We start from the raw sequence: 20,322 nt of genomic DNA, 5'->3' as shown, positions 1-20,322 counted from the left end.
CCCTCGGCGGCTCATGGGATGTACCGCCACCGTGCCGCTGGAGGGCAGTCCTATGCGTATCACTCAGACACTCGTCCGCTCCGGGCAGGCCGTGGCGGTCGCCGCGTTGCCGCTGGCCCTCACCGCAGGCATGCCCGGCGTGGCCGCCGCGGCGGCCACGGGGATCAACGTGACCACCAGTGGCGGGACGGTGCAGGTGACCACGGCCGCGTGCGTCACCAGGTCCAACGGATCGATGGGGAACGCCTCGCTGCTCTCCAGCGGTCAGGCGAACTTCGCGCAGGGGCGCCAGGTGACCCTGTCCGGGACCAGCGGGAGTCAGTCCGCCGCCTGGTCGAGCGTCACCTCCGGTACGTACACCGTCATCGTGGTGTGCGCCGACGGGTCGACGGCGGGCACGCAGTCCGTCACCGTCTCGCCGGTCTCGACCCCCACGATCTCGGCGACGAGGACGGCAACGGCCACGGCGTCACCGTCGCGCGGGGTGATGGGCGGTATGGGCAGCACCAGTCAGGACTACAGCACCGTCACCTACGCGGCGGGCGGGGTCCTGGTGGCCGCCGGGGTCGGGGCCACCGTCTGGGTCCTGCGCCGGCGCTCCAAGCCGAACCGCCTGTGACAGGGGCGCACCTTCGACCTCGTCGGCTGTGACCGGGCCGACTGTGACCGGGCCGGTCAGGGTGTGGAGCCCTCGGCCGGGATGCGGTCGAACTCCTCCAGCGCGTGCGTGAGCCAGCCCGTCCAGAAGGTCTCCAGGTCGATCCCGGCCCGCAGGACGAGGTGCTGGAGCCGGTCCGCGGGAGCGTCCTTGCCGGGCGGGAAGTCGCGCTCCTGGATCTCCTCGTACTCCGCCAACTGCCGCCGGTGCAGGTCGAGATGGCGGCGCAGATCCTCCCCGATGCCCGCGGTGCCGACCACCGCCGCCGCGCGCAGCCGCAGCAGCAGTGTGTCGCGCAGCGGCTTGGGGTCCTGGGACGCGGCGGTCCAGCGGGCCAGTTCGGCGCGGCCCGCCGGCAGGACCTCGTACCGCTTCTTCTGCCCGCGGGCCGGCTGCTGCGAGGCGAGGGCCCTGATGGAGCCCTCGGCCTCCAGCTTTCCCAGCTCGCGATAGATCTGCTGATGCGTCGCCGACCAGAAGTAGCCGATCGACTTGTCGAAGCGGCGGGTCAGCTCCAGCCCCGACGACGGCTTCTCAAGCAGGGCAGTGAGGATCGCGTGCGGGAGTGACATGGGGTCATCCTAGGGACGGGTCCGGGCGGGGTCCGGCGGCCTACAGCGCCGCCGCCAGCTCGGTGCCCTGCTTGATGGCCCGCTTGGCGTCCAGTTCGGCCGCCACGTCGGCGCCGCCGATGAGGTGCACGCTGCGACCCGCGGCGCGCAGTGCCTCGTACAGGTCGCGGCGTGGTTCCTGGCCCGTGCAGAGCACGATGGTGTCGACCGGCAGGACGGAACTCTCGCCGTCGACGGTGACATGCAGTCCGGCGTCGTCGATACGGTCGTACCGGACGCCGGGGACCATGGTGACTCCGCGGTGCTTGAGCTCCGCGCGGTGGATCCAGCCCGTGGTCCTGCCGAGCCCGGCGCCGACCTTGGACGCCTTGCGCTGCAGGAGGTGGACGCTGCGCGGCGGGGCGGGCCGCTCGGGGGCGCCGAGGCCGCCGGGTGTCCGGTAGTCCATGTCGACGCCCCAGTGCCGGAAGTACGTCGCCGGGTCCTCGCTCGCCTTGTCGCCGCTGTCGGTCAGGTACTCGGCGACGTCGAAGCCGATGCCGCCCGCGCCGAGGATCGCGACCCGGTCGCCGACGGGGGCGCCGTCGCGCAGCACGTCGAGGTAACCGACGACGCTGGGGTGGTCCACGCCGGGGAAGTCGGGCGTGCGCGGGCCGACGCCCGTGGCGACGACGACCTCCTCGTACGCGGCGAGGTCGCCGTCGGACACCGGGGTGCTCAACCGGACGTCCACGCCGTGCAGTTCGAGCTGCGTACGGAAGTAGCGGATCGTCTCGTCGAACTCCTGCTTGCCGGGGACCTTGCGGGCCACGTTGAGCTGGCCGCCGATCTCGGCCGCGGCGTCGTACAGGGTGACGTCGTGACCGCGTTCGGCGGCACTGACCGCGCAGGCCAGTCCGGCCGGGCCCGCGCCCACGACGGCGATGCGCTTACGGGTACGGGTCGGGGCCAGGACCAGTTCCGTCTCGTGGCAGGCCCTCGGGTTCACCAGACAGGAGGTGATCTTGCCGCCGAAGGTGTGGTCGAGGCAGGCCTGGTTGCAGCCGATGCAGGTGTTGATGGCCTCGGGGCGGCCGGCCTTCGCCTTGCTGACGAAGTCGGGGTCGGCGAGCATCGGGCGGGCCATCGACACCATGTCCGCGTGGCCGTCCGCGAGCAACTGCTCCGCCAGTTCCGGGGTGTTGATGCGGTTCGTCGTCACGAGCGGGATCGACACGGCGCCCATGACCTTCTTGGTGACCCAGGCGTACGCGCCTCGCGGCACCGAGGTCGCGATGGTGGGGATGCGTGCCTCGTGCCAGCCGATGCCGGTGTTGATGATGGTCGCGCCCGCAGCCTCCACGGCCTTGGCGAGGGAGATCACCTCGTCGAGGGAGGAGCCGCCCGTGACCAGGTCCAGCATCGACAGACGGTAGACGATGATGAAGTCGTCGCCGACGGCTTCGCGCACGCGGCGGACGATTTCGAGGGGGAACCGCGTGCGGTTCTCGTAGCTGCCGCCCCAGCGGTCGTCGCGCTCGTTGGTCCGGGCGGCGATGAACTCGTTGATCAGGTAGCCCTCGGACCCCATGATCTCCACGCCGTCGTAACCCGCGCTCCTGGCGAGGCGGGCCGTCCTGGCGTAGTCGTCGATGGTCTGCTCGACCTCGTCGTCCGTCAGGGCGCGGGGGGCGTGGGGGCTGATGGGGGCCTGGAGTGCGCTGGGGGCGACCAGGTCCTGGTGGTAGGCGTAGCGGCCGAAGTGGAGGATCTGCATCGCGATCCTTCCGCCTTCGCGGTGTACCGCGGCGGTGATCTCGGCGTGCTGTTCCGCTTCTGCCTCGGTGGTGAGTTTGGCGCCGCCTTCGTAGGGGCGGCCCGCTTCGTTGGGGGCGATGCCGCCGGTGACGATGAGGCCTACGCCGCCGCGGGCTCTGGCCGCGTAGAACTCGGCCATGCGGGTGAAGCCGTGTTCTGCCTCTTCCAGGCCTATGTGCATGGAGCCCATGAGTACGCGGTTCGGCAGGGTGGTGAAGCCGAGGTTCAGCGGGTTCAGCAGGTGTGGGTAGTGGGTCATTGGCCCCTCCGTGCGCGGCGTCGTCCCCATGGTTGTAGACGACGCCCGGGGGTTTATGCAACTAGTTGCAAAAGGGTGGGGGGTCTTTGTGACGAGGGACTCTCGGCGGGGCGTGTTGGGGGTTGCTTGCGGGTGCGGGTCCGTGGGGGCTGGTCGCGCCGTTCCCCGCGCCCCTTGGAGGGTGGGGGCCCGGGTGGGATCTGACCTGCGGGAGCGTTGTCGTTGCACGCGCCGTTCCTCGCGCCCCTGAGGAGGTGCGGGGCTCAGGGGTGGTGTTGTCTTTTAGGGACGCGGGGAACTGCGCTGCCAGCCCCCGCCGGACCGCAGCCGACAGACCGCCGGTGCGCCCCCAGGTTTTTTGCCGGCGCGGTCAGTCCGCGACCCCTCCGTGTGGGCGTTGGCCGACTATGACGTTGGCGCCTCGCTCCTCCGAGGTTTTCACTCGCGGTACCAGGCCCGCCGCCTCGAAGATCTCGACAGCCCGCCCGACCTGCCGTTCGCTCGTCTCGACGAGCAGGCTCCCCCCGGGCGCCAGCCACGCCGGCGCCTCCGCGGCCACGCGGCGCAGGACGTCGAGCCCGTCCCCTCCCCCGTCGAGCGCGACGAGCGGTTCGTGGTCGCGGGCCTCCGGCGGCAGGAGCCCCACCTCGCCCGTGGGCACGTACGGCACGTTCGCGGCCAGGACCCCGACCCGCCCGCGCAGACCGCGCGGCAACGGCCCGAAGAGGTCGCCCTCGTAGACCCGGCCGCGTCCGCCGACGTTGCGGCGCGCGCAGCGTACGGCCACGGGGTCGATGTCGGCGGCATGCAGCTCCGCGCCGGGAAGCGACGCCACGAGCGCCGCGCCCACCGCCCCCGAGCCGCAGCACAGGTCCACCACGACCGGTGCCTCGGAGGGTAGAGCGCGGGCGAGCCGGACGGCCTGCCCGACCAGGAACTCCGTACGGCGGCGCGGCACGAAGACGCCGGGTTCCACCGCGATCCGCAGACCGCTGAACTCGGCCCACCCCAGGACGTGTTCAAGAGGCCGGCCCGCCGCACGGCGGTCCACCATGGCGGTGAGTTCGGCCGGAGTACGGGCGGCGGAGAGGATGAGTCGTGCCTCGTCCTCCGCGAAGACACAGCCCGCGGAGCGGAGCGCGGTGACGACATGGACGTAAGAAGGTGGCATGGAAGCCGAGGAGCCTTTCGGGAAACCGAAGGGCGCTCTCCGAGGCCGACAGGGCCTAGGTCACCTGATGCCGACGAGGCCACGAGGCGGGAGCACCCGAGCTGACACAGCGGTAATGGGGCTCACCTCCTTGGTCCGACATGGCAGGGGCAGTTCCCAGCCGGACGGCAACATTACACGCCGGCCTTCTGATTGCCTCATGCAATTGATGGTTGTAGCGTGCAACCATCAGTGAAAGGGCAGCCCCGTGAACGCATCCGTGTCCGCAGCCGACGTCGCCATCGAGACCATCCACCACGAGATGACGGCCTTCGCCCGCCGCGCTCGGGCCTCGGCCGGCCGTCTGCACCCGGAGCTGTCCCTGGTCTCGTACACGCTGCTCGGTCATCTGGAGGAGCGCGGCGGCTGCCGTGCCACCGATCTCGCCGCGCACTACGCCCTCGACAAGTCCACGGTCAGCCGCCAGGTGTCGGCCCTCGAAGGCGCCGGGCTGATCGAGCGGCGGTCCGATCCGCAGGACCAGCGTGTCCAGGTACTGCATCTCACGGCGGCCGGGACGGAGATCCTCGCGCAGGTGACCGCGAGCCGCCGGGTGGCCTTCCGTGAGCGGCTGGCGGGCTGGCCCGAGGAGGATCTGCGACGGTTCGCGGGCTATCTGCTGCGGTACAACGCGGCGGGACCCGGCATCGACCCGCACACAGGCCCGAGCCCAGACTCACGTCCGGGTCCGGGTCCGGGCCCAGGTGTGACCGCGCGTCCGGACGGCCCGCCCCCGAGCGGCTGAGCGGCGCCCGAGCACGCGGCCCAGGGCCCCCGACCCCGGTGGGCTCCCCGCCCCTCAGCCGACCGCCACCACCCGCCCGTCCTCCAGCCGGTCCGGCCGCTCCGGTACCCGCGCCGCCAGGAACTTCGTCCTGCGTCGCAGCCGGAAGCCCAGTGACTCGTAGAGGCGGACGGCAGTGGTGTTGTCCGCGCCCGTGTGCAGGAACGGGGTCTCGCCCCGGGCGCGTATGACGTGTGCGACCGCAAGCGTCAGCCGGGTCGCCAGGCCCTGGCCGCGGACGGCGGCGTCGGTGCAGACCGCGCTGATCTCCGTCCAGCCGGGCGGATGCAGCCGCTCCCCCGCCATGGCGACCAGGGCCCCGTCCCGGCGTATGCCGAGATAGGTGCCGAGTTCGACCGTGCGCGGCAGGAACGGGCCCGGTCTGGTCCGCTCCACGAGGGCCAGCATCTCCGGTACGTCGGCGGGGCCCAGCCGTACGGCCTCGGGGTCCGGCGCGGCGGCCAGGCCGTCGTCGACGAATTGGACGCCCTCCCCGCGGAACGTGATCTCCCAGCCCTCCGGGATCTCCCCGCGGAAGCCGGGCAGCGCGATCTCGTTGCCGGGCCCGGCGAGCGCCGCGACGTCGGCCCAGTCGTCGGCGCCGGGGTCGTCGGGCAGCGCCAGCCAGGGCGACACGTCGGCGGGGTAGCGCAACACCCGGCCGCGGCGTTCGGCGAAGTGGGCGTGCGGACCGGTCAGCGAGGCCCGCGCGGGGTTGTCCAGGATGTGGGGCGTGCCGCTCATCCCGCGACCTCGATCACGACCTTGCCGCGGGCGTGGCCCTCCTCGACGGTACGCAGTGCGTCGGCGGCCTCTTCGAGGGGGAACGTCCGCGTCACCAGGGGGTCGAGCCTGCCGTCGACGACGAGCCGGACCACCTCGTCGAGCACCGCGGCGGTACGGGCCCGTACGACGGGTGAGCCGCCCAGTCCCTCCACGATGTCCTTGCCACCCGCGGTGATCAGCTTGGCGCGGTCCTTCACCAGTTCGGCCGCGGCCTCCAGGACCTCGCCGCCGACCAGGTCGTACACCGCGTCCACGCCGTCGGGCGCCAGGGCCCGCACGCCCTCGGCGAAGTCCGGGCCGGACGGCACGTGCGCGGCGCCCAGCGACTCGACCAGGTCCTTCTTGCCGGCGCTCGCCACTCCGATGACGTTCAGTCCGTCGGCGCGGGCGATCTGCGCGACCGCGACACCCACACCGCCGCCCACGCCCGTGACCAGCAGGGTCGCGCCCGTCGGCAGGGCCAGCTGGCGTACCCCGTCGTAGGCGGTGGCCGCCGCGACGGGCAGGGCGGCCGCGTCGGTGAAGGAGACACCGGCGGGCTTGTGCGCGGTCACGGCCACGGGGAACAGCGCGTACTGGGCGTAGCCGCCGGCCACGGGGTTGCCGAAGACCTCGTCGCCGACCGCGAAGCCCGTGACCGACTCGCCGACCTCCTCGACGACACCTGCGGCCTCGTTGCCGAGGACGGCGGGCAGCTCACGCCGCTGCTGCCCCGGCCGCTGGTAGCCGGTGCGCTGCTTCCAGTCGACCGGGTTGACGCCCGCCGCCCGGACGGCGACCAGCAACTGGCCGGGTCCGGGGCTCGGCCGGTCCTGTTCGACGAGGGCCTCGGTCTCCGGACCGCCGTACTGGGTGAAGACGTACGCCTTGGGCATCTGCTCCGTCACTCTCCTTCACGCCGATGGGGGCACCGGCCGGAAGCCGGCCGGCTACTGGCTGGGCACTATCGGCAAGGAAGATCGCGGGTGCGGCTATTCCCGGAAGCGTCCGGACCCGGCGAGTGTTCATACGGCGGCAATGATCCCCGGTGGGGTGCCCCCGGCGGGCCCGGTACCGTGGAGGGCGTACGCAACGATCAAGGGCCGCCGTCCGGCCGGCCTGGAGGCACCACTCGCATGAACGTGACCCGATGAACGTCACCCGGGGCTTCGCCGGGCGCCCGCGCGTCCGCAACGACGGACTGCCGCCCGGCCAGTACGACGCCCGCGACGACTGGCCCGTCCTGTCCGCGGAGGTCACGCCGGAGCTGGCGACCTCGCAGTGGACGTTCACCGTCGACGGGCTCGTCGCCGAGGAACGCACCTGGTCCTGGGACGAGGCGCACGCGCTGCCGCCGTCCGCCTACGAGGGCGACATCCACTGCGTGACGAGCTGGTCGAAGTTCGGGGTGCGGTTCGCGGGCGTGTCGCTCGACGCGTTCCTCGATCTCGCCCGCCCGACCGCCGAGGCCACCCACGCGGTCGCCTACTCGCACACGGGCTACACCACGAACCTGCCGCTCGCCGATCTGACCGGCGGACGGGCCTGGATCGTCTGGGAGTACGGGAACCAGCCGCTGCCCGCCGAGCACGGCGGCCCGGCACGGCTGATCGTGCCGCACCTGTACTTCTGGAAGAGCGCCAAGTGGATCGCCGGCATCCGGCTCCTGGACCACGACGAGCCGGGTTTCTGGGAGCAGAACGGCTACCACCACCGCGGCAACCCCTGGGAAGAGCAGCGCTACTCCGGTGACTGAGACGACCTCCATGTCCTCGATATCCTCCGCGTCCTCCACGGCCTCCCTGGCCTCCCTGGTCTCGACGACCCCTCTGTCCTCGGCGGCCTCCGTGCCCTCGACGCGGTTCGCGGTGCCCGGCCGGATCGCCGTGAGCAACCGCGCCGCGGCCACCTGGCAGCGCGCCACCCTCACCGAGATCCGCAGGGAGACCCCGCACGCGGCGACCTTCCGGTTCGCCGTGCCCGAGTGGACGGGTCATCTGCCCGGCCAGCATCTGATGCTCCGGCTGCGGGCCGAGGACGGTTACGTCGCCCAGCGGCACTACTCCATCGCCTCGCCCCCCGAGGACGACGGACACGTCGAACTCACCCTCGACCACGTCGACGGCGGTGAGGTGTCCGGCTGGTTCCACACGGTCGCCAAGCCCGGCGACGAGGTAGAGCTGCGTGGACCGCTCAGCGGGTTCTTCGCCTGGCCCGGCGACCGGCCCGCCCTGCTGATCGGCGCGGGCTCCGGTGTCGTACCGCTGATGTCGATGCTCCGCCACCACCGTGCGCGGAACCTGACGGTGCCCCTGCGGCTGCTGGTGTCGGCCCGCGGTCCCGAGGAACTGATCTACGCGTCGGAGTACGGCGCCGAGACCACCCCGGTGTTCACGCGCAGCGCCCCTGAGGGTGTGGCCGTGGGCCGTGTGGCGGCCGCACATGTGGCGCGGCTCCTGGCCGACGGGCCCGATGGTGGGTGGGAAGCCTATGTGTGCGGCTCGAACGGGTTCGCCGAGCATGCCTCGCGGCTGCTGGTGGACGCGGGCCAGCCGGTGGACCGCATCCGGATCGAACGCTTCGGCTGACCGCTCCGAATCCCGAGCGCGAGCCCGGCCCAGAGTGCGGGCCTGCCCGTGACCCCACCCCGAACCCGGTGCCGTCAGTCGTGCGGCACCACGGCGACCGGGCACGCGGAGTGGTGGACCATGGAGTGCGCAGTCCGGCCGAGGCCGTCGCCCGCCACGGACCGGCCGACCACGAGCAGCCCCGCCCTGGTCGACGCCTTCAGGAGATGGTGGCCGGCATGCCCGTACACGACCTCCTCCGAGACCTCGGTCTCCGGGAACTTGTGCCGCCACGGTCCCAGGACCGCCGCCAGGGACTGTTCCCTGGCGTCCTGCCGCGCGGCCGTGTCGCCGGGCGCTCCCGCACCGCCCGAACCATCGCGCAGGGGCGACGGCGGCGACAGCGGCGGCAGAGTCCAGGTGTGCACGACGTGCAGGGGCGCGGCCCTGACACCGGCCGCGCCGAAGGCGTAGCCGATGAGTTCGTCGGCCGGTTCTTCCAGGTCGAGTCCCAGGACGACCGGCAGCAGGTACGGGGTCCGGGTGGGCGAGGTGGTGTCGTCGCCCGTGTCTGCCGGTACGCGCTCGTCCACGGGGAGTTCGCCCGCGCGGACGAGCACCACGGGACACGCGGCGCCCGCGGCGACGGCGAGTGCGACCGAGCCGACCAGGAATCCGCTGAACCCGCCGAAGCCGTGTGAGCCGAGAACCACCGTCTCGGACTCCGTGGCGGCTTCGAGCAGCGCCGGAAGGGCAGGCGTGTCCGTTCGGCGGGCGGCGATCTGCAACGTCGGGTGCGCGTAGGAGAGTTGCACGGCGGCCCGGTCGAGGATGCCCCGCTGGAGCTCGCTGTCGGCGGCTGCCGACAGCTCGGGGCCCGGCCGGACGCGTACCCGGGAGCGGCGGGGACGGGGTACGGATCCGGGCGCGGCCCCTGACGCGGACGCGGTGGGTTCGCCGCCCGCGTGCAGCAGCCGCAGGGTGAGACGGCGGCGCTCGGCCTCGCGGGCCGCCCAGTCGGCGGCGTCGAGACCGGCGCGGGAGCCGTCGACGCCCACGGTGACGGTTCGGATGTCCTTTCTCATGGTGCGGGCCCTTCCCGGTTCGTCACGCGCGTCTTTGCGTCTTCTCGTCGTCGTTGATCGCCGTCGCTCTTCGTCGTTGGTCGCCGTCGCTCTTCGTCGTTGGTCGCCGTCAGCCGGACCAGGTCCACTCGGCGACTTCCGGCAGGTCCGTGCCGTGCTCGCGGATCCAGGCCTCGTGGCGGGTGTGCACGTCGGTCATCCGCTGGCGTACGGCGGCGGCGCGCACGGCGAGGCCCGGGACGCGGTCGATGACGTCCATGACGAGGCGGTACCGGTCGAGGCTGTTGCGGACGACCATGTCGAAGGGGGTCGTGGTGGTGCCCGACTCCTTGTAGCCGCGCACATGGAGGTTGGCGTGGCCGGTGCGCCGGTAGGCCAGCCGGTGGATCAGCCAGGGATAGCCGTGGTAGGCGAAGATCACCGGCTTGTCGGCGGTGAAGAGGGCGTCGTACTCGGAGTCGGCCATCCCGTGCGGGTGTTCGCCCTGCGGCATCAGCCGGGCGATGTCGACGACGTTGACGACACGGACCGCCAAGTCGGGCAGATAGGTGCGCAACAGCGCGGCGGCGGCGAGGACTTCCTGGGTGGGTACGTCTCCGGCGCAGGCCAGCACCACGTCCGGTTCGCGGTTGCCGTTCTCCGTGCCGGCCCACTCCCAGATGCCCGCGCCCCGGGCGCAGTGGGCGCGTGCCTGCTCCATGGACAGCCAGTCGAAGCAGGGCTGCTTGCCCGCGACGATCACGTTCACGTAGTCCCGGCTGCGCAGCGCGTGGTCGGTGACCGACAGCAGCGTGTTGGCGTCCGGCGGCAGATAGACCCGTACGACCTCCGGGCTCTTGTTGAGGACGTGGTCGACGAAGCCCGGGTCCTGGTGCGAGAAGCCGTTGTGGTCCTGGCGCCAGACGTGCGAGGTCAGCAGGTAGTTGAGGGAGGCGAGCGGTGCCCGCCACGGCAGCTCCCGCGAGGTCTTGAGCCACTTGATGTGCTGGTTGACCATGGAGTCGACGATGTGCACGAACGCCTCGTACGACGAGAACAGACCGTGCCGGCCGGTGAGGAGATAGCCCTCCAGCCAGCCCTGGCAGAGGTGTTCGGAGAGGACCTCCACCACGCGGCCGTCGCGGGCGAGGTGTTCGTCGGTGTCGAGGGTCTCGGCCTGCCAGGCCTTGCCGGTCGCCTCGTACAGCGCGCCCAGGCGGTTCGACTCGGTCTCGTCGGGGCCCACGACCCGGAAGTTCCGCCGCTCGGACGTGTCGGCCATGATGCGGGCGAGCATGCCGCCGAGGACCCGGGTGGGCTCGTGGGTGCTCGCGCCGGGCTTGTCCACGGGCACGGCGAAGTCGTCCAGGTCCGGCAGGGGCAGTGAACTCAGCAGCAGACCGCCGTTCGTGTGCGGGTTCGCGCCGAGGCGGCGGGAGCCCTCGGGCACGGCGTCGAGGACGAGGCGGGTGGGCCGTCCCTCGGCGTCGAAGAGTTCCTCGGGGCGGTACGAGCGCAGCCAGGCCTCCAGCTGCCGCAGGTGCTCGGGGTTCTCGCGGACGCCGGCCAGCGGGACCTGGTGGGAGCGCCAGGTGCCCTCGACCGGCTCCCCGTCGACCTCGGCCGGGCCGGTCCAGCCCTTGGGCGTCCGCAGGACGATCATGGGCCAGCGTGGCCGCCCGCCGGCCGACCCCCCGCTCTTCCCGCCGCGGGCCCCCTGCTGGATCTCGGCGATGCGGTCCAGCGCCTGGTCCATCGCCTTCGCGAGCTCCCGGTGGACGCGACGGGGGTCGTCGCCGGACACATGGATGGGGTCGTGTCCGTAACCCCGCATGAGGTCGTCGAGTTCGGCGCGCGGCAGCCGGGCGAGCACGGTGGGGTTGGCGATCTTGTAGCCGTTGAGGTGCAGGACCGGCAGGACGGCGCCGTCGTGCACCGGGTCGAGGAACTTGTTGGAGTGCCAGGAACCGGCGAGCGGTCCCGTCTCGGCCTCACCGTCCCCGATCACACACGTGACCAGGAGGTCCGGGTTGTCGAAGGCGGCCCCGTAGGCGTGGGTGAGTGAGTAGCCCAGCTCGCCGCCCTCGTGCAGGGAGCCCGGGGTCTCGGGGGCGACATGGCTGGGGACTCCGCCGGGAAAGGAGAACTGCCGGAAGAGGCGTTCCATGCCGGCGGCGTCCCGGGTGACGTCCGGGTACGTCTGGGTGTAGCTGCCTTCGAGCCAGGAGTTGGCGAGGACCGCGGGGCCGCCGTGGCCGGGTCCCCACACACAGATCGCGTCGAGGTCGCGCTCGGCGATGACACGGTTGAGATGGGTGTGCACCAGGTTGAGGCCGGGCGAGGTGCCCCAGTGTCCGAGCAGCCGCGGCTTGAGGTGTGCGGCCGTGAGCGGCTCGGTCAGCAGCGGGTTGCCGAGGAGGTAGATCTGACCGACGGCCAGGTAGTTCGCGGCACGCCAGTGCGCGTCGAGCGCCGCCATGCGGTCCTTGGCCATGGTGAGGGACTCCTGTTCCGAGGGTTACGGGGGTTACAGGGACTACTGGGACTACTGGGGTTCCGGCAGTTGCGATGGTTCGGAGGGGGTGGGACGCGGGTTCCACACGGGGCGCCGATCAGTCGTGGAAGGACGGGTTGTTCGGCCGTTCGTGTCGGTGGCCCCCGCTCCGCGCGGTGGCCGTCATGTCCGGTGGTGGGCCCTGCTACGAGCACCCTCGTGACGTTCGCACCGACCGGCGAGCGGGCGGGAGTGGCAAACCGGCCCCTGGGAGGGTCCGTTCGGCCTACACGGGGCACACGCACGGTGTACGGCAGTGGCTCGGGCGGCGCGACACGGTCGCGGGTGCTGAGGAGGCGGGACATGCGGACGCGGGAACAGCGGGCGAGCGAGAAGCGGGCGCGGGTGATCGGGCGGCGTTGGCGCCACAATCCGCTGTGCCGTCGTACGGACGTGGTGGAGGCGTGGACCGCACTGGTCGTCTCCGTCGTGCTGTGGGCCGGTGCGCCGCTGGCCGGGCTGGCGGTGGGCTGGTGGGCGTACGAGGGGGCGCGGTCCACGGCGGCGGAGCAGCGGGCCGAACGTCACCGGGTCCTGGCGGAGATCGTCGAGGGGTCGTACGCCTCCGTGCCCACCGGCGAGGGGGACCGGCGGCCGGTCAAACGGGTGAACGTCCGCTGGTCGGAGCCGGGCGAGCGGGCGCGTACGGGTGAGACCCGGGTGCACGCCGGAGCCGGGGTCGGCGACCACACGTACATCTGGCTGGACCGCCAGGACCGGATCGTCCCGGCGCCGACCAGCGACACGGTGGTCCGGCAGCACACGCTGGCGGTGGGCGCCTGTGCCGCGGGGGTGGCCGCGGCCGGCGTACTGGCCCTGCACGCCCTGGTACGCCGGGTCGCCGCGCGTCGGCGGCTGGCCGAGTGGGAGCGGGAGTGGGCCCGTTTCGGGCCCGAATGGGCGCGGGACCGGACCTGACGGCCGGGGCGGGACGGGCCGAACGGCGACGGAGGCAGACGGAGGCAACTGACCGGGCGCCGGTGAGGACGACGAGCCGGGCGGCGACGAAAGTGGTCCGTCCGTCCATGACGAGCGGGCCGACCAGCCCTGGAACGGGACCTAAAGGCCCCTGTCGGGACCGGTTGGTCCCTGTCCCCGGAGGGCGGCGCCCGGGACCCTGGAGGTGTCCCGACGCGGTGTTCGCGGCACTCCAGAAAGGGGACCCGCATGCTCGCACCCTCCACTCCCCGACTGTCCGAGGCCTTGCCCGCCGAGCAGACGCACCGCCTGATGCGGCTCGCACGGGAGGTGTCGTTCGCACCGGGCACACGCATCTTCGAGGAAGGAGGGCGGGCGGACCACTTCTGGATCGTGCGCACCGGAACCGTAGCCCTCGACCTGCGCGTTCCCGGCCGCAGCTCCCCCGTCATCGACACTCTCGGCCACGGTGAACTCGTCGGCTGGTCCTGGCTGTTCCCGCCCTATGTGTGGCAGCTGGGCGCGGAGGCCGTGTCCGCGGTCGAGGCGTACGAGCTGGACGCGTCGACCGTACGTCTGATGTGCCAGTCCGACCTCGCCCTCGGCACTGCGGTCGGGCAGTGGGTGGGACGGGTGCTCTCCCGGCGCCTGCACGCCGCCCGCACACGGCTGCTCGACCTGTACGCCGCCAACAGCAGCGGTGCTCCCCGCTGAGCCTCCGAAGGGGGCCGTTCGGCCCTGTCGGGTCTCCCGCCCGGTGCGCGACGCTCGATCGGGACGGCACAGCTCTGCTCAGCCCAACCCAGTCCAGTCCAGCCCAGTCCAGCCCCAGGAAGTCGTGGTCATGGCCGACCGTCAGAACGCGCCCGGCGGCGCACCGGTCCGGATCTTCCTTCTCGACGACCACGAGGTCGTGCGCCGGGGACTGCACGACCTGCTGGACGCCGAGCCCGACATGGAGGTCGTCGGGGAGGCCGCCACCGGCGCACAGGCGCTGGTACGCGGACCGGCGCTGCGGCCCGACGTGGCGATCCTGGACGTCCGGCTCCCCGACAGCGACGGCATCACCGTCTGCCGTGAACTGCGCTCGCGGCTGCCCGAGTTGGCCTGTCTGATGCTGACGTCCTTCGATGACGACGACGCGTTGCTGGACGCGATCATGGCGGGGGCGGCCGGCTACGTCCTCAAGCAGATCAAGGGCTCCGACCTGATCTCGGCGGTCCGCACGGTCGGGGCAGGGCAGTCGATGCTCGATCCGGCGACCACCGGACGGCTCATGAACACGCTGCGGGCCCCGGCGGGCGACGCCCCGGCCCCCGACGACGCACGGCCGGCGGGCCTCACGGAGCGCGAGCGCGAATTTCTCGTCCTGATCGGCGAGGGGCTCACCAACCGGCAGATCGGCCAACGGCTCTACCTCTCCGAGAAGACCGTCAAGAACGGCATCTCCCGGCTGCTGGCCAAACTGGGCGTGGAACGGCGCATCCAGGCAGCGGTGCTCGCGGCGCGGCTGCCGCCTCCTCGCCGGAAGGGCGAACGGTGAGGTCGGAGCGCGTGCGCGCCGAGTGGCGCCCACCGCTCACGACGCGTCGGGCTCCGGCGGCTCGCCGGTCGTTCACGACGGGTCAGGCTCTCGCGGCTCGCCGGTCGTTCACGGCGGGTCGGTCGTTCATGGCGTTTCGGGCGCTCACGGGGTTTCCGGCGTTCGGTGGGTTTCCAGCGGCACCCGCCACGTCAGCCTCGTACCACTGCCTCCGCTGTCCCTTCTGTCGTCGCTCTCGCCCCCGCCGTCGACGCGCTCCTCACACGCCTGACTATTCGTCAGCAGCAGTTCTCCGCACCGGCGTCGGGCTCGTTCCGCGAGGTTGCGCAGGCCGCTGCGGCGGCCGTCGCCACCGGTCGGCATTCCGGTGCCGTCGTCGGTGACGGTGAGCGTGAGGTGGCCGTCGCGCACGACGAGGGCGACGTCCACCGCGGTGGCCTTCGCGTGCCGGGCGACGTTGGTGAGTGCCTCGCCCACCACGGCCACGGCGTCCTCGGCGACATCACCGGGTACGCCGACGTCGAGCAGCCCCTCCATGCGCAGGGACGGGGTGAAGCCCAGGACCGCCGCCGCTTCCTCCAGGGCGCGCACGACCCGGACCCGCAGCCCCTCGGCCGCCGTCTCGTGGGCGCGCAGGCCGAAGATGGTGGACCTGATGATCTTGATGGTGTCGTCGAGGTCGTCGACGGCCCGGCCCAGCCGGTCGGCGGCCTGCGGATGCTGGACGAAGCGCTGTGCGCTCTGCAGGGTCATGCCCGTCGCGAACAGCCGCTGGATCGCGAGGTCGTGCAGGTCACGGGCGATGCGGTCGCGGTCCTCCAGCAGGCTCAGCTGCTCGGCGTCACGCCGCCGGTCCGCCAGCTCCATGACGAGCGCGGCCTGTCCCGCGAAGTTGAGGAGCGACATGGTCTCCCGCTCGTTGAACGGCGGGCGGCCCGCGCCACGGGCCAGCATCAGGACGCCGCGCAGCCCGTCGTTCGTCCCCAGGGGCACGGCCACGGCGGGACCGAGTCCGTCCCAGCGGTCGGGTCCGTAGGTGATCCTCGTGTCCTTGCGTACGTCCGTCGTGGTGACGAGTGTGCCCGCCGTGAGCGCCGCGCCCGCGAAGGTCCCCTCCCGGGGCAGCAGCAGGCCCAGATGCATCTCGGCCTGCCGGCCGCGCGCCAGCGCTCCGCGCAGATCGCCGGTGCCCTCCACGATCAGGTCGACGACGCCGAGGTCGGCCGCGGTGATCTCCCGGGCACGGTCCAGCATCACTTCCAGGACCTGTTCCTGGGGCACGTTCGAGAGGAGTTCGCTGGTGATCTCCGCGCCGGCCGCCAGCCAGCGTTCCCGCAGTCTGACCTGTTCGTAGAGGCGGGCGTTCTCGATGGCCACGCCGGCCGCCACGGCCAGCGTCGACAGGACGGCCTCGTCCTCCGGGTCGAACTCCCCGCCGCCGCGCTTCTCGGTGAGGTAGAGATTGCCGAAGATCGTGTCGCGGACGCTGATCGGAACGCCGAGGAAGGTGTGCATCGGCGGGTGGTGGGGCGGGAAGCCGGCGGACGCCGGGTGGTCGGAGAGTTCGGCGAGGCGCAGCGGCTCGGGGTGCCGGATGAGTTCGCCGAGCAGCCCGTGTCCTGAGGGCAGTTCGCCGATCAGCGCCCGTTTCTCGTCGCTGATGCCCACCGGCACGAACTGGTCGAGCTGTCGCTGCTGACCGATGACGCCCAGGGCGCCGTACTCCGCGTCGACCAGCACGATCGCGGACTCGACGATCCGGCGCAGCACCTGCGCGAGGTCCAGTTCGCGGCCCACCGACAGGACGGCTTCCAGGAGTCCCTGGAGCCGGTCCCGGGTGCCGCGGACGGTTTCGATACGCCCCTGGAGCTCGTCGAGCAGTTCGTCGAGCCGCAGCTTCGGCACCTGCTCCCGGGTGCCGCGGCCGTCTGCTCCACGACGGCCCTCTCCACCGCAGTTCTCCCCACGACCGTCTTCTCCACGGTCCACTTCTCCACGGTCGACTTCACCGTGGCCGCTCCCACCGCTTCCGTATCCGCCCCCGGCCATGGGCCCCTCCACATCGGGAGCCGACGAGACGCCATCCCCCGGTCTCTCACCGTAACCGGTGAACGCGGCGGTGGCATCGTGGAGTCGGGCCACTCGTGCCGGGGCCCGCCGGCATGGCCTGGCGGCCTTCGGGCACCACCCGTACGGTGTGGATCATCCGCACCCTCATTCGTAGCAAAGGCGGTCCTCCATGGCCTTGTTCGACCTTCCCCTCGATCAGCTGCGGGACTATCGCAGCGCGTCCGTGGAGCCCGAGGACTTCGACGCCTTCTGGGGAAAGACGCTGGAGGAGGCACGCGAGCACGACCTGGACGCCCGCTTCGAGCCGGTCGAGACGCATCTGCGGAACGTCACGGTGTACGACGTCACGTTCGCCGGGTTCGGCGGTCACCCGGTGCGGGGCTGGCTGGTCCTTCCCGCCGGGGCGGACGGGCCGCTGCCCGCGGTCGTGGAGTTCATCGGGTACGGCGGCGGACGCGGTCTCTCGCACACGCATCTGCTGTGGGCCTCGGCCGGGTTCGCGCACTTCGTGATGGACACGCGGGGGCAGGGCGGTGCGTGGGGCGGTGGCGGTGACACGCCCGACCCGGTGGGCAGCGTGCCCGCGTACCCCGGGTTCATGACGCGGGGTATCGACGCTCCCGAGAACTACTACTACCGGCGGGTGTTCACCGACGGGGTACGGGCCGTGGAGGCCGCGCGTTCGCATCCGCTGGTCGATGCCTCGCGGACCGCGGTCGTCGGTACGAGTCAGGGGGGCGGTATCTCGATCGCGGTGGGCGGGCTGGTGCCGGACCTTGTGGCGGTCGCGCCCGATGTTCCGTTCCTGTGCGACTACCCGCGTGCGACGAGGCTGACGGATCGGGATCCGTATCGGGAGATCGGGAACTACCTGAAGACGCATCGGGGGCGGACCGAGTCGGTGCTGCGCACGTTGTCGTACTTCGACGGGGTGCACTTCGCTGGGCGGGGGCGGGCGCCTGCGTTGTTCTCCGCGGCGCTGGAGGATCAGACGTGTCCGCCGTCGACGGTGTTCGCCGCGTTCAATGCGTGGGGGCATGTCGACAAGGGGATCGAGGTGTACGACTTCAACGACCACGAGGGTGGGGGGCCGTACCAGGAGGCGGCCAAGTTGGCCTGGCTGCCGGGGTATTTCTGAGCGGGTTGTTGTTGTAGGGGTGTCGGGTGTCGGTGTCGGGTGTCTGCGGGTCGGCTGTGGCTGGTCGCGCCGTTCCCCGCGCCCCTTGGGGGGTGGGGGTGAGGGTGGGCTTGTAGGTGCGGGTTCGTCGTGGCTCGGCGCGCCGTTCCCCGCGCCCCTTGGGGGGCTCTGGTTTCGGGGTTTCGAGGACGGAGGCGTCATGGTTCAGGTCCAGGGGTACTGCGCGGATCGTTTCGTGGGTGTGCGGCGTGCGTTCGAAGAGAACTTTCGTGACCGGGGTGAACTCGGCGCGGCGGTGGCCGTCACCGTGGGTGGTGAGCTCGTCGTGGATCTGTGGGGTGGCTGGGCCGACGCGGCCAGGACGCGGGCCTGGGGGCGGGACACCCTCGTCAACGTGTGGTCCACCTCCAAAGGACCGACCGCACTGTGCGCGCACATCCTCGCCGACCGCGGGCTGCTCGACCTGGACGCCCCGGTGGCCGCGTACTGGCCGGAGTTCGCCGCGGCGGGCAAGGAGTCCGTACTCGTACGGCATCTGCTGTCCCACCGGGCGGGGCTCGCCGGGCTGCGCGAACCGCACTCGCTGGAGCAGCTCTACGACTGGGAGCTCACCACGAAGCGGCTCGCGGCGACGGAGCCCTGGTGGGAACCCGGCACGGTGTCGGGCTATCACGCGCTGACGTACGGCTTCCTGGTGGGTGAAGTGGTGCGTCGTGTCTCGGGGTTGCTGCCGGGCGCGTTCCTGCGGCGCGAGGTGACCGGCCCCCTCGGCATCGACTTCGGCATCGGGCTGCCGGAGGAGGAGGCCGGGCGCGCGGCCGAACTGGTGCATCCGCCGACCGCCGAGCCCAGCGAGCGGGCGGCGATCTTCAGCCAGTTGGCGCCGGTGGCGCTGGCCACGCTGACGAACCCGGTGGCGGGCGCGCCCGAGGCCAACACGGCGGCGTGGCGGGCCGCCGAACTCCCGGCCGCCAACGGCCACGGCACAGCCCGGGCGATCGCCGCGCTGTACGGGATCTTCGCCGGCCGGGGCTCGTACGGGGCGCACCGCATTCTGTCCCCCGAGGCCGCCGAGCGGGTCCGTGAGGGACAGGGCGCCTGCCGTGACCTGGTGCTGGGCGCCGGTTTCGAGAGCGAGACGGAGATCGGCCTGGGCCTCTGGCTCAGCGGCCCCCACCAGTCCTACGGCCCCAACCCCCGGGCTGTCGGGCACGACGGCTTCGGTGGTTCCTGCGGTCTGGCCGACCCGGAGGCAGGTGCATCCCTGGGGTACGTCATGAACCGGATGGGTCCGCACATCGCCGACGACCCACGGAAGACCGCGCTCGTCGACGCCCTCTACGGCGCGCTCCGAGGGCGGTGCCGGACGGGCTGAAACCGGCCGATCCGCCGGGGCGCACTTCCAGCATGGTTTAGACCAATGCTAGAGATGGTCGCTCACGAGGAACCGCGTCCTCCGGCCCCATGACCAAGGCCGCGGGAGCGCGGGTCCACCGACCGCACGGCTACGTCTTGTCACAAGGGGAGCGCGGACATGGCCCGCAGCACCACGCACGATGACCCTCAGCCGCTGTACTCGCGGATCGCCTCGGAGTTGCTCGGGGCCCTGCGCGACGGATCCGTTCCGCCCGGCGAACGGCTTCCGGGCGAGCGGCAGTTGGCCGCACGGTTCGGAGCGAGCCGGGAGACGGTCCGGCAGGCCCTGGACATCCTTCGCCGGGACGGCCTGGTCTCCACCGACCGGCGCGGCACCCATGCGAAGCTGCCCGGCCTGCCGGTCGGGCACCTCCCGTCGCTCGGCTTTCCGCTCGGCGCCGACACGACCCCGTCCCGCGCCGTCGACCGGGCCACCGTGACCTGGGAGACTCCCCCGCCGGAGCACGCGGCGGCGCTGGGACTGGCCCCGTGGCGGCCGACGCTGGTGCACCGCTACGAGTCCGCCGCACCGGACGGGCACGGGCGGCGGACCGCGGTGACGTCGTTCTCGGCGGTCGCGCTCGCCGAGGTCGAGGAGCTCGCCCGCTACCGCGACCGCGCCGGCGGTACGTCGTCGGCCCAGCTGCGGCGCGTGTACGACTGGATGCGCCGGGCGGGGCTGACCCTGCACCACCGCGACTCCATCACCGGGCCCGCTGACGCCGACTCGGTGCGGGTGACGCGGCAGGTGCACGACCAGTACGCCCGCCCCCTGGAGATCACCGATCTGGTGGTGAACGCCCAGCAGGACGCACTGGTCTACGAGTTCACGCTCCCGGCCGTCGCCGAACCGCACGGGTCGTAGGGGCCGGCCGGAAAGCCGTGCGGGGGCTCCGGCCGACGGGCGCACCCAGTGACCGGGGGGGTCCGTCGGCCGGTGCGCCGCTCAGCGGGTGCCGCGGTCAGCGGGAGGCGGGTGCGCCCCCCGCCTCTGGGGGCTCGTCCTG

The 20,322-nt window shown here is 72.1% G+C and carries 17 protein-coding genes and 1 pseudogene; 10 read left to right on the top strand and 8 right to left on the bottom strand.

Annotated features, from left to right (window positions below; all coding sequences use genetic code 11):
• The first annotated feature begins 52 nt into the window (after positions 1-52).
• A complete protein-coding gene (locus ACFVH5_RS14725) occupies positions 53-619 on the top strand; it encodes a hypothetical protein (RefSeq protein ID WP_384809714.1) in 567 nt (188 codons plus the stop codon).
• Positions 620-675: 56 nt separating this feature from the next.
• Here ACFVH5_RS14725 and ACFVH5_RS14720 read toward each other — a convergent pair whose 3' ends face one another.
• The 3 genes from ACFVH5_RS14720 to ACFVH5_RS14710 form a co-directional block, all read right to left on the bottom strand.
• Entirely contained in the window at positions 676-1,230 is a 555-nt protein-coding gene (locus ACFVH5_RS14720; protein ID WP_384809716.1) for a PadR family transcriptional regulator, read from the bottom strand.
• 40 nt (positions 1,231-1,270) lie between these two features.
• Complete coding sequence (locus ACFVH5_RS14715; protein WP_385834013.1) at positions 1,271-3,286, bottom strand: FAD-dependent oxidoreductase; 2,016 nt, start codon at positions 3,284-3,286, stop codon at positions 1,271-1,273.
• A gap of 370 nt (positions 3,287-3,656) precedes the next feature.
• Positions 3,657-4,457 carry a putative protein N(5)-glutamine methyltransferase gene (locus ACFVH5_RS14710; RefSeq protein WP_385834011.1) on the bottom strand — a complete coding sequence of 267 codons (801 nt, stop codon included), beginning with the start codon at positions 4,455-4,457 and terminating at the stop codon, positions 3,657-3,659.
• A 259-nt stretch (positions 4,458-4,716) separates the two neighbouring features.
• Here ACFVH5_RS14710 and ACFVH5_RS14705 point away from each other — a divergent pair, with 259 nt between their 5' ends.
• The gene (locus ACFVH5_RS14705; RefSeq protein ID WP_385834108.1) at positions 4,717-5,241 is read left to right on the top strand and encodes a MarR family winged helix-turn-helix transcriptional regulator; all 525 of its coding nucleotides are present in this window, start codon (positions 4,717-4,719) and stop codon (positions 5,239-5,241) included.
• 54 nt (positions 5,242-5,295) lie between these two features.
• Here ACFVH5_RS14705 and ACFVH5_RS14700 read toward each other — a convergent pair whose 3' ends face one another.
• The gene (locus ACFVH5_RS14700; RefSeq protein ID WP_385834009.1) at positions 5,296-6,024 is read right to left on the bottom strand and encodes a GNAT family N-acetyltransferase; all 729 of its coding nucleotides are present in this window, start codon (positions 6,022-6,024) and stop codon (positions 5,296-5,298) included.
• Complete coding sequence (locus ACFVH5_RS14695) at positions 6,021-6,941, bottom strand: zinc-binding alcohol dehydrogenase family protein (protein ID WP_385834107.1); 921 nt, start codon at positions 6,939-6,941, stop codon at positions 6,021-6,023. Before ACFVH5_RS14695 ends, ACFVH5_RS14700 begins: the two co-directional genes overlap by 4 nt.
• A 254-nt stretch (positions 6,942-7,195) precedes the next feature.
• On the opposite strand from ACFVH5_RS14695, the gene ACFVH5_RS14690 reads away from it, so the two are divergent.
• Together ACFVH5_RS14690 and ACFVH5_RS14685 are read left to right on the top strand one after the other, a co-directional pair.
• Entirely contained in the window at positions 7,196-7,801 is a 606-nt protein-coding gene (locus ACFVH5_RS14690) for a sulfite oxidase-like oxidoreductase (protein ID WP_385834007.1), read from the top strand.
• Positions 7,802-7,913: 112 nt separating this feature from the next.
• A complete protein-coding gene (locus ACFVH5_RS14685; RefSeq protein ID WP_385834106.1) occupies positions 7,914-8,633 on the top strand; it encodes a ferredoxin reductase in 720 nt (239 codons plus the stop codon).
• A 74-nt stretch (positions 8,634-8,707) separates the two neighbouring features.
• Here ACFVH5_RS14685 and ACFVH5_RS14680 read toward each other — a convergent pair whose 3' ends face one another.
• Entirely contained in the window at positions 8,708-9,697 is a 990-nt protein-coding gene (locus ACFVH5_RS14680) for a universal stress protein (RefSeq protein ID WP_385834005.1), read from the bottom strand.
• Positions 9,698-9,806: 109 nt separating this feature from the next.
• Positions 9,807-12,173 (bottom strand): annotated as a pseudogene (locus tag ACFVH5_RS14675) (phosphoketolase); the annotation flags it as partial.
• 360 nt (positions 12,174-12,533) lie between these two features.
• Here ACFVH5_RS14675 and ACFVH5_RS14670 point away from each other — a divergent pair.
• The 3 genes from ACFVH5_RS14670 (at position 12,534) to ACFVH5_RS14660 (ending at position 14,691) form a co-directional block, all read left to right on the top strand.
• Positions 12,534-13,148 (top strand): hypothetical protein, encoded by a 615-nt coding sequence (locus ACFVH5_RS14670; RefSeq protein ID WP_385834003.1) that lies wholly within the window; start codon positions 12,534-12,536, stop codon positions 13,146-13,148.
• A 249-nt stretch (positions 13,149-13,397) separates the two neighbouring features.
• Positions 13,398-13,862: a cyclic nucleotide-binding domain-containing protein gene (locus tag ACFVH5_RS14665; protein ID WP_385834001.1), complete on the top strand. Its 465-nt coding sequence runs from the start codon at positions 13,398-13,400 to the stop codon at positions 13,860-13,862.
• Between the two features lie 130 nt (positions 13,863-13,992).
• Entirely contained in the window at positions 13,993-14,691 is a 699-nt protein-coding gene (locus ACFVH5_RS14660; RefSeq protein WP_385833999.1) for a response regulator, read from the top strand.
• A gap of 144 nt (positions 14,692-14,835) precedes the next feature.
• On the opposite strand, the gene ACFVH5_RS14655 is transcribed toward ACFVH5_RS14660, so the two are convergent.
• Positions 14,836-16,740 (bottom strand): GAF domain-containing protein, encoded by a 1,905-nt coding sequence (locus ACFVH5_RS14655; protein WP_385833997.1) that lies wholly within the window; start codon positions 16,738-16,740, stop codon positions 14,836-14,838.
• Positions 16,741-16,930: 190 nt separating this feature from the next.
• Between ACFVH5_RS14655 and ACFVH5_RS14650 the strand changes: the two genes are divergently transcribed.
• The 3 genes from ACFVH5_RS14650 (at position 16,931) to ACFVH5_RS14640 (ending at position 20,180) form a co-directional block, all read left to right on the top strand.
• Positions 16,931-17,899, top strand: a complete 969-nt coding sequence (locus ACFVH5_RS14650; RefSeq protein WP_385833995.1) for an acetylxylan esterase — start codon at positions 16,931-16,933, stop codon at positions 17,897-17,899.
• A gap of 199 nt (positions 17,900-18,098) precedes the next feature.
• Positions 18,099-19,274 (top strand): serine hydrolase domain-containing protein, encoded by a 1,176-nt coding sequence (locus ACFVH5_RS14645; protein ID WP_385833993.1) that lies wholly within the window; start codon positions 18,099-18,101, stop codon positions 19,272-19,274.
• A 159-nt stretch (positions 19,275-19,433) separates the two neighbouring features.
• Positions 19,434-20,180, top strand: a complete 747-nt coding sequence (locus ACFVH5_RS14640; RefSeq protein ID WP_385833991.1) for a GntR family transcriptional regulator — start codon at positions 19,434-19,436, stop codon at positions 20,178-20,180.
• Positions 20,181-20,322: the final 142 nt, after the last annotated feature.

Source organism: Streptomyces sp. NPDC127119, assembly GCF_042677425.1.
In the GTDB taxonomy this organism is placed as follows: domain Bacteria; phylum Actinomycetota; class Actinomycetes; order Streptomycetales; family Streptomycetaceae; genus Streptomyces.
The sequence above is the reverse complement of the archived record's forward strand: the minus strand, read 5'-3'. Positions and strand labels throughout refer to the sequence as shown.